Raw genomic sequence first — 8,522 nt, 5'->3', positions numbered from 1 at the left:
GACCCGGCCAGAACGCTCCGGGCAACGAATTCGCGAACCAGATCGAACCCGGTCGAGGTGAATATGTCTGGACTATCGCCGATGATCATGTTGCTCATCCTGTGGGGCGGAATCACCCTGGTTTTGGTGGTTCTTCTCATTTACCGCAGCACGCTCAGCATGCATGAAGACGATCAGCTCTTCTTAAGCGAAGGCGAGACGCAGCTCGCTCAAGAGCAGCTCGAACTACAGAGGAGAATGCACAAGCTGCAGCCGATTGTGCGCGCCTGCGGCGCATTGTCCATCGCGCTGCTGGTGGTGCTGGCAGGATACGGTATTTACGACATGTACCGAAGTTTCTGAGGCTCTGACCAACAAAACTCATCCAAGAAGTGCTTCGGGACTAGTACGTCTATTTGTGGCTGGACCCCGAGTGCAGCTCTCCTCAATCGTCAGCTGCTGAATCCGTGTGGCAACGGGCGATGCGCTCCACCTTTCTTACTTAGCAGTATCTGCGCATCCTGATATCCCGGAGGAGAGGTTTATGCAACGAATTCTTACGCTACTCGCAGCTTGTCTTGTGAGCGCTGCGATGGCATTTGGACAGGCGACTGCAACCGACCAGGCGCCCGCGAGCGGAACTCAACCCAATAGCAACACCGTAAACGCGACCCCGAACAGCAACGGCACATCCCCGTCAGCACAACGCGGAGCTGCGGGCCGCACGGCATCAACGCCAAACCAGGCACTGCCTGGGAATTCCAATCCCGCGAACGCGGCGACCAAAGAGGGCAATGCCAACGCACAGGGTGTAAACCCAAATCAGAACGCCAGCCCAGCAGTCGGCAATCCTGGTGACAACAGCGACAACAATGGCATGGCCAAGGATGATACGGGCAACAATACTGCCAAGGGCCGCTCGAATACGATTACCAATCCGGGAACCGCAGGCACAACGCAGTGGTTCTGGATCGCGCTTGGAATCATTGTTGGACTGTTCCTTATCGGAATTCTCGTGAGCCGCACGCGCGCTCGCGGCAATATCGATAGAACGGATCCTGCGCTTCGAGCAACCGACACTCACGCACGCGATCAGCAGAAGCGGGACGAGCGTATCCGCAGAGTTGGATAAGGCTTAAACGGTCACGACCGCGAGCGGGAGGGAGATTTCAATTTGAAATCCTCCTCCTTTCAGGTTGCCGGCTCGGATCTTGCCATTGTGGAGTTTGATCGAACGCTCTGCAATGGCGAGGCCTAGACCGACGCCGCCTGTCCTCCGCTCGCGCGAAGTGTCGACGCGATAGAAAGGTTTGAACAGATTATCGAGTTCTGACTCAGGAACTCCAGGACCGTGGTCCTGCACGACAATCTTCACTTCGTTGCCCTCGCATTTCGTACTGATCCTTACCGACGTCCCCGGCTCGGTGTAGCGAATCGCATTCCGCACCACGTTTTCGAACGCACTGCGCAATAGCTCCTGATTGCCCTCGACAGAGCATTCCTGCATGCGCTCGAGCGCAATCGAGCAGCCTCGCGATTGTGCTTCGATCTCGACATCGGCCGCGATCTCGGCCAACAAGTCCGGAAGCTGGACCATGCTCGTCTGCGGCATCGATTCGCCAGCCTCAAGACGCGATAATGTGAGTAGCATTCCCACGAGACCACTCAGGCGCTCGGCCTCGCGTTCGATGCGATCCAAAGTGGGCGATAGATCGTTGTGCGTTTCACCACGCGCGAGATCGAGAGCCAGCTTGAGACGTGTTAGCGGCGAACGCAATTCGTGCGAGACATCGCTGATCAGCCGCTGCTGCGCTCCGATGAGCAGTTCGAGCCGTTCCGCCATGTAGTCGAAGTCTTTAACAAGCTGCCCAACTTCGTCGAGCTGACGCGAACCTTTGCCCGCGCGGGCTTTGAGGTCACCTGCGGCGATCCGTTGCGCCGCAGCTCGCAAACGCGTAATCGGCCGCGTCAGGTAGCGGGCCAGCAGAGCGCAAATCAGACCGGAAATGATGATGGCGAGGCTGAGTCGTTTCAAAATGGGACCACGCCCGAGCGGCGGCTCGATGCGCCGTAATTCAAAAACCGCGAAATAGCTTGCCAATTTGCCTTCCAGCAAGCCGGTGATGCCGAAGCGTTGTTTGTCGATGGTCCTGAAATCTACGGCGCCCGGCTGTGGAAAGGGCGCAAGATTCATTTTGCGGTGGCGAGAATCGCAGAGCACGTCACCGTTTGCATTGAGCAGATCGAGAGGCATGCGTCCGGGCTCGACCGAGCGTTGACCTGCGAGGAGCGCGGGACATCCGCCGCTCTCATAGGCGTGAATCAAAAGCTCAGCATTAGAAAGGATTGCAGGGCTGAGGCCGCGGTGGATCGCGGCGCGAAGCTGGTCTTCAGTTGGCCGCTGTGTGGTGGCAATGAAAACTCCGAAGATCAGTACCGTGCAAAGCCAGAACGAGGCGAAGATCTTGAAAAACAGGCTGCGCATATTACCGGAGCTGCTTCTCCTTTACCGGAACTCTGGCCATGGAAACATACATATACCCGGTATTGCGAATAGTCTTGATGCGCTCGCGGCCATTGGGCAAATTCCCCAGCTTCTTGCGTAGCTTGCTGATGTGTACGTCAATGCTGCGATCGAATGGGCTCAACTCGCGTCCCAAAACGGTCGAGGCAATATCATCGCGGCTCACTACATTGCCGGCAGACCTCAGCAGCATTTCGAGTAAGTTAAATTCAACCGTCGTTACCTCAAGAACTTTGCCATTCAGCGTGATGGTGCGCGTTCCAGGATCCAGTTCGACATCGCCGACGTTGACCGGATGCTTGGGTGAATTCGTCGTGCGGGCGTTGCGACGTCCAACGGCGCGGATGCGCGCCAAGAGCTCACGAGCGTTGAAGGGCTTCGGCAGATAATCGTCCGCACCTATCTCGAGTCCGACAATCCGATCAAGCTCGTCTCCGCGCGCAGTCAATAGCAGGACGGGAACTTCAGATGTCGTCCGCAATTCGCGCAGCAAATCGAAGCCGTTCATGCCGGGAAGCATGACGTCGAGCACGATCAAATCGTAGTTGCCGGTGCGCGCTCGTTCCAGACCGCGTGTGCCGTGTTGAACGCTCTCCACTTCGAATGCTTCTTTGCGGAGATACTCCGACAGCATTTCACAGAGCTCGGCGTCATCATCGATGATGAGAATTTTTTCCAGCATGTTGGCCTGTGAGAATTGTGTCATGTTTCTTTTTGGCAGCCGGAAGAGTTTACCTTTCTTTACATCGAAGTGGCACGTTTTAAGCTTCATTCCCGCGGAAAAGGCGTCTTATAGACAGCACGGAAGCGGCATCCACATGCCGACTCCGGCTGGGCAATGCCGAGGATGAGCTCTAACGCTTCGTAGTGTCTCTCCTGGTCGTCCTCGGCGACGTGAGCGGAGATGAATGCCTGATCATCTCCGCTCGTTTTTATTCCAACCCTGCGCGGAGGTGCCGGTTGCATCCTGGCATTTTGGAACGACTCGCTAATGCCCTCTTCTGGCTGCAGCTATGTTGGGTCATCGCCGGCTTCCTCCTGATGATTTACCTCGCTGTGAAAGTAATGCCCGCATCCGGGGAGCCAAAACGTTCCCGAATTGGGCCACCTGCAAGCCTTCCCTCGAAACCGGACCTTGTTGTTTTGGGTGGATACCGGTTCGAAGTGACACAAGACGCATCCAGCACGCGTCCCAAAGTCATCGAACTTCATCCCGATCGCCTCGACCGCAGCCGCCGCGTCAGGTAATCTCGCGCCAGCGCGCAACATTTTTCGCCAAGAATGTGTCTCAGTGGTAAATGGCCGTGTGCGCCGCGACGGCGCTGAATCGCGCTATTCTGATTCGAGTTCGGAGGTTATGTGAGAAAACTTGCATTGCTGTTCCTGTGCTCATGCTTTGCCCTCGCCGTTTCCGCCCACGCGCAACAATTCGATGCCCAGTTTGGAATCAGCGGCATACATTCACAATCGGCTTCGAATTTCGATATCACCGATTTCAGCCATGCGCCTCAATCCCTCAGCGGCGGCGTGTATCCGAGCTTTGGCGCCGATTTCACACTCGTCCATAATCTTGGCGTCGGCGGAAACGTCTCCTGGAGAGCGTCAAAGAGCCTGTATCAGGGCATTTTGGACTATCGTCCGATTTTCTGGGACATAAATGCCGTCTACGCGCGCAAGGTGACACGAGTAGGTTTCGCGCTCGAGGCAGGAATTGGCGGCCAGAGCACGCGCTTTTACCAGGACAGCTGCGTGAGCATCAATCCGACGACAGGACAGTGTCAAAACTTTGTCAGCAGCAATCACTTTCTTACTCATCTCGGCGGAGCGCTACGCTTGTACGCGACTCACTCTGTCTACATCGCTCCCGAGATCCACTACTACTACGTTAAAAACAACGTCGAGTTCACATCTCCCAATGTGGTTCGTTATAGCTTGGCTCTCGGGTACACGTTCGGGAAGTAGATCTGCGTACAACAAAGAACAGAACCGCCGCCGGTAGGCGGTGGGCCGGAGATGGCCGGATGGCCAGCTCCGGACTCACCATCCGGCATTCAGTCTGGAGAAACGCCGCCGCAAACCGCGGTTTCTCCACCGGCTACCGCCGGCGATTCTGTTCCTGCCGCGCCGCGGACGACGAAGCTTCCCAGGCGTTAGCACAAAAATCGAACAAATCTTTCTCCTCCCGGAATGGAACCTCACAACATTTTTTCGCGTATTCACTAACGACAGCGGCCCCAGGCCGTCTATAGATGCGAGAGGAGATACGGAAATGTTCGACGCAAAGTACAACTCTTTGATCGACAACACGCTGTTCCGGATTGGGATCAATTGCGCGCTCTTCCTGGTATGGGTCGGTGTGGCATACGGAACACTGGCGGTGCGGTAGGTTTGTAACGTGGCAACAAGGTAGTAGTTGGGCTTCAGCAGTAGACTTACTACCGTTTTCATAAACCGGTCTCAGTTGCGCTTCTGACGGGACCGGAGGCGGCTAAACGGCCGCCAGTTATCGACGCCCTCTATCTGGTGACGGAATGTCAGGCGAAGGCAGGGCGTCTCCGCGAGACTAGGCCTTGGTCGCGAACTCGGCCTTGCTCTCGGCGGATGAAGCGGATGTAGAAGCGGCGCCGTAGCGAGTCTCAACGTATTCATCCAGAATATGGATGAACTCCTTCACGATGTGATCGCCGCGCAGCGTAGTCATCAATCTTCCATCGACAAAAACCGGCGCTTTGGGTTCTTCGAACGTTCCTGGCAATGAAATGCCAATGTTGGCATGCTTTGATTCACCGGGTCCGTTCACAACGCAGCCCATCACTGCAAGTTTCATCTCTTCGACGCCGGGGTACTTCTGCTTCCATGCCGGCATGCTCGCGCGCAGATAGCTTTGGATCTGCTCCGCCATTTCCTGGAAGAACGTCGAGGTAGTACGTCCGCATCCTGGACATGCCGTCACCTGCGGAGCAAAACTGCGAATCCCGAGTGACTGCAAAATCTGCTGGGCGACGAGCACTTCTTCCGTGCGATCTCCGCCGGGAGCCGGGGTGAGCGAGACACGGATGGTGTCGCCGATGCCTTGCATCAAGAGGGGAGCCAGTGCGGCAGAGCTTGCAACGATACCCTTCATTCCCATTCCGGCTTCGGTCAATCCGAGATGCAGAGCATAGGAGCAGCGCGACGCCACACCGCGATACACGTCATGCAGGTCCTGTACGCCACTAACTTTTGCGCTGATGATGATCTGATCGGCACGCAGCCCGTATTTCTCAGCCATGGCTGCGGAATTCAACGCGCTGACGACCATCGCTTCCATGGTTACGTCGCGCGCATCAAGCGGATCAGGACTCCGTGAGTTTTCGTCCATCATGCGCGTCAGCAGTTGCTGATCGAGCGATCCCCAGTTCACTCCGATGCGCACTGGCTTTTGGTTCTCGACGGCAACTTCGACCATCGTGCGAAAGTTCTCGTCATCTTTTTTGCCGATGCTGACGTTGCCGGGATTGATGCGGTACTTCGCCAAACTGCGCGCGCAGGCAGGATATTTCTTGAGGAGAAGATGCCCGTTGTAGTGGAAGTCGCCGATCACGGGTACGTGAACCCCGATGCGATCGAGCCCCTCGACGATGTGCGGCACAGCTTGCGCCGCAGCGTCGTTGTTCACGGTCACGCGGACCAATTCGGAACCGGCGCGAGCCAAAGCAGCAACCTGCTTAATCGTGCCCTGAACATCAGCCGTATCGGTGTTGGTCATCGACTGCACGACAACAGGGGCATCCCCGCCCACGCGCACGTTGCCGATCAGGACCGCCGGAGTCTTCCTGCGCTGAATCTGTGACATGGAAACTTAAGTTTAGCAAACCTGGACAGATCTCCGATTGGTGAAGAGGGTCACGCGCCAAGACAAATGAAGTCGCGTAAACCGGTAAATCTAATGCCAGCGCCATAACTCGCGCTGCGTTTTTCATGCAGTTCTTAAGAATGCGTACTAAATCTAATCCTGAGCAGTCCCGCGTTTTGTGCGGGACGATCGAGAGTAGCCCACCATGCAGCGCAGCGCAATGGTGGGATAACAATCATCCCGATTTGGAGTCCGGCTTTCAGCCGGACGATTGAGACTCCGGTGCTATTCATACCGCCTCAGAATTTCAAGCTGTAGCAAACACGGCATCGCCCTTCCGGCATGGTGATCGTGTTTTGTTGAGATTCGGAATTTTCAATCGTCCGGCCAGAGGCCGGACTCCATGGCTTCCTGCATCGCAACCCACCACTCCGCTTCGCTCCGTGGTGGGCTACCTTCGTGCGTCCCGCGTTGGGCGGGACTGACGACGCTGCTGATGCGACCTATCCTACTTTGCGGCGCGGCTGTTCGCTCTCACGATCTACGTTCACATCACCTTGACGGTCGATCTTCAGCTCTTCGTGCTTCACATCTCCGCCAACGCGCTGAGTCTGCTGTATCTGACGCTTGCCGACGTTGACTTCCTCGCGCACCACAGGCTGTTTCTCGAGGCGCACGCGGTCTTCTTCGAGATTGACCGTAACTTCTTTGCCAGGCTCGAAGCTTCCCGTTCTGGCTTGCTGGGCATTTACCGGATGGCGCTCGATGACCACTTCTTCTCGCGTGACGGGCACCTCGACCTGCTGATGTTCGGTGACTACGTTTTTCTTCAGAGTCACCGAGCCACGATGGACGCGGTCCTTATACACACGCAGCATTTCGCCAAGCAGTTGAATGTGCTGAGTGCCTTGATCGCCGCGAACAGCGCCGTCGCTGGCCTGTGTGGCCGCGCCTTTCGAGATATCTTCAGCCCCGAGGTTATGAAGGATGGAATCCGCCTCTCGCGAGCGAGCTCCGGCATTTACGGTAACGAGAATGCCGCCGCGGTACAGCGAATTGCGATAGAAGTTTGCGTCTGCGTCTCGCAATCCCATGTGCTCGAGCACGTCGAGATCGTTTCCGCTGTCGTACTCCTGGCGCTCGTCTGACGAAAACAGAGAACGGATTTTCTGCGTGACTCCACTGCGGGTGTCAGCTTTGCCGTCGGAGGCAATGGCGACTCCGATGTCCTTCTTGGAAAATCCCGCGGCGGTCAGAGCATCGATGGCACGCTCTGCCTGAGGTTCGCTGCGAAACAAGCCGGCGGCCGTACTGCCGGGGATGATGTTGGATTGCTGGTTCGATGGGTTTACTTCACGAGCCATACGGAAAGAACTCCTTTGCATGTAGTTTGGGTGTTGACGGCCAGAGTTTGAGCTTTTTCAGGAATAGTCGATGTGATGCGGCGCGCGGCGGAGGCTATGTCCGGTTTCACTGCCTTTCGTGAGCACAACCGCAATTGAGAGAGAGACCGCGTCTCTCGTGTTCGTTGCATCTCACTTGCTACGCACGCAAGCTCACACCTCATACCAAGGAGTCGCTATGAGTGGCGACGAACTTCGCGCAAGCATCCTGCACAGCTTTGAGGCAATTCTCTCGACGCTGAGACACTGGTTCGAGGCAATCTCCTCGCGCTTCTCACATCCCGAGCACGATCGCGAGTACATTCGCACCGTTCCTGGTTCAACAGTTGTAAGCGAGACCGATCAGCAGCACGTCCTCGATCTCTTCGGCGAGAGCATTCGCGTGGACAAGGAGCGAGTAGAACAAGGCGATCTCCTGATCAGAAAAGAAGTGATTACGGAAACTCAGATGATCGCTGTTCCAGTCACGCGCGAGGAACTCGTGGTCGAACGCCGATCGAAAGACGGAAGAACGCTCGAGGTTCTCCGAGGTAAGCAGGCCATCAGAATTCCGGTGAGCGAAGAACGAGTGATCGTCAGCAAACAGACAGTGCTCCATGAGCAGGTGAAAGTCTCACGGCGTCGTATTGACGAGAAGAAAGTCATTTCCGTGCCGGTGAATCACGAAGAAGTAAGCGTTCGACGAGAGGGCGACGCGCCCATCAACAAAGAAGCAGCGTGAAGCGACGAAGTAAATATGGATTGCGTCAATCCGGAACTATCGGAAACCCACGAAGTCCCG

9 protein-coding genes are annotated in these 8,522 nt (G+C 56.2%); 5 read left to right on the top strand and 4 right to left on the bottom strand.

Features of this window, described 5'->3' with window-relative positions; genetic code table 11:
* Together VFU50_00645 and VFU50_00640 are read left to right on the top strand one after the other, a co-directional pair.
* Positions 1-342: hypothetical protein (locus VFU50_00645; GenBank protein HEU5231336.1), on the top strand; the 342-nt coding region annotated here is incomplete at its 5' end.
* Positions 343-523: 181 nt separating this feature from the next.
* Positions 524-1,111: a hypothetical protein gene (locus VFU50_00640; protein HEU5231335.1), complete on the top strand. Its 588-nt coding sequence runs from the start codon at positions 524-526 to the stop codon at positions 1,109-1,111.
* A 3-nt stretch (positions 1,112-1,114) separates the two neighbouring features.
* On the opposite strand, the gene VFU50_00635 is transcribed toward VFU50_00640, so the two are convergent.
* Both VFU50_00635 and VFU50_00630 read right to left on the bottom strand, forming a co-directional pair.
* The gene (locus VFU50_00635; protein HEU5231334.1) at positions 1,115-2,464 is read right to left on the bottom strand and encodes an ATP-binding protein; all 1,350 of its coding nucleotides are present in this window, start codon (positions 2,462-2,464) and stop codon (positions 1,115-1,117) included.
* Between the two features lies 1 nt (position 2,465).
* Entirely contained in the window at positions 2,466-3,209 is a 744-nt protein-coding gene (locus VFU50_00630; GenBank protein ID HEU5231333.1) for a response regulator transcription factor, read from the bottom strand.
* Positions 3,210-3,370: 161 nt separating this feature from the next.
* Between VFU50_00630 and VFU50_00625 the strand changes: the two genes are divergently transcribed.
* Together VFU50_00625 and VFU50_00620 are read left to right on the top strand one after the other, a co-directional pair.
* Positions 3,371-3,751, top strand: coding sequence for a hypothetical protein (locus VFU50_00625; protein ID HEU5231332.1), 381 nt, complete (start codon positions 3,371-3,373; stop codon positions 3,749-3,751).
* A gap of 111 nt (positions 3,752-3,862) precedes the next feature.
* Positions 3,863-4,465 (top strand): hypothetical protein, encoded by a 603-nt coding sequence (locus VFU50_00620; protein HEU5231331.1) that lies wholly within the window; start codon positions 3,863-3,865, stop codon positions 4,463-4,465.
* A gap of 601 nt (positions 4,466-5,066) precedes the next feature.
* Here the strand turns inward: VFU50_00620 and ispG are convergent.
* Together ispG and VFU50_00610 are read right to left on the bottom strand one after the other, a co-directional pair.
* Positions 5,067-6,338, bottom strand: coding sequence for a flavodoxin-dependent (E)-4-hydroxy-3-methylbut-2-enyl-diphosphate synthase (ispG, locus tag VFU50_00615; protein ID HEU5231330.1), 1,272 nt, complete (start codon positions 6,336-6,338; stop codon positions 5,067-5,069).
* Positions 6,339-6,841: 503 nt separating this feature from the next.
* Positions 6,842-7,702: a YsnF/AvaK domain-containing protein gene (locus VFU50_00610; GenBank protein ID HEU5231329.1), complete on the bottom strand. Its 861-nt coding sequence runs from the start codon at positions 7,700-7,702 to the stop codon at positions 6,842-6,844.
* 217 nt (positions 7,703-7,919) lie between these two features.
* Here VFU50_00610 and VFU50_00605 point away from each other — a divergent pair, with 217 nt between their 5' ends.
* The gene (locus VFU50_00605) at positions 7,920-8,462 is read left to right on the top strand and encodes a YsnF/AvaK domain-containing protein (GenBank protein HEU5231328.1); all 543 of its coding nucleotides are present in this window, start codon (positions 7,920-7,922) and stop codon (positions 8,460-8,462) included.
* Positions 8,463-8,522: the final 60 nt, after the last annotated feature.

The organism is Terriglobales bacterium, assembly GCA_035764005.1.
In the GTDB taxonomy this organism is placed as follows: domain Bacteria; phylum Acidobacteriota; class Terriglobia; order Terriglobales; family Acidobacteriaceae; genus Gp1-AA112.
Note: the sequence above shows the minus strand (reverse complement) of the source record. Positions and strands in the feature narration are given on the sequence as shown.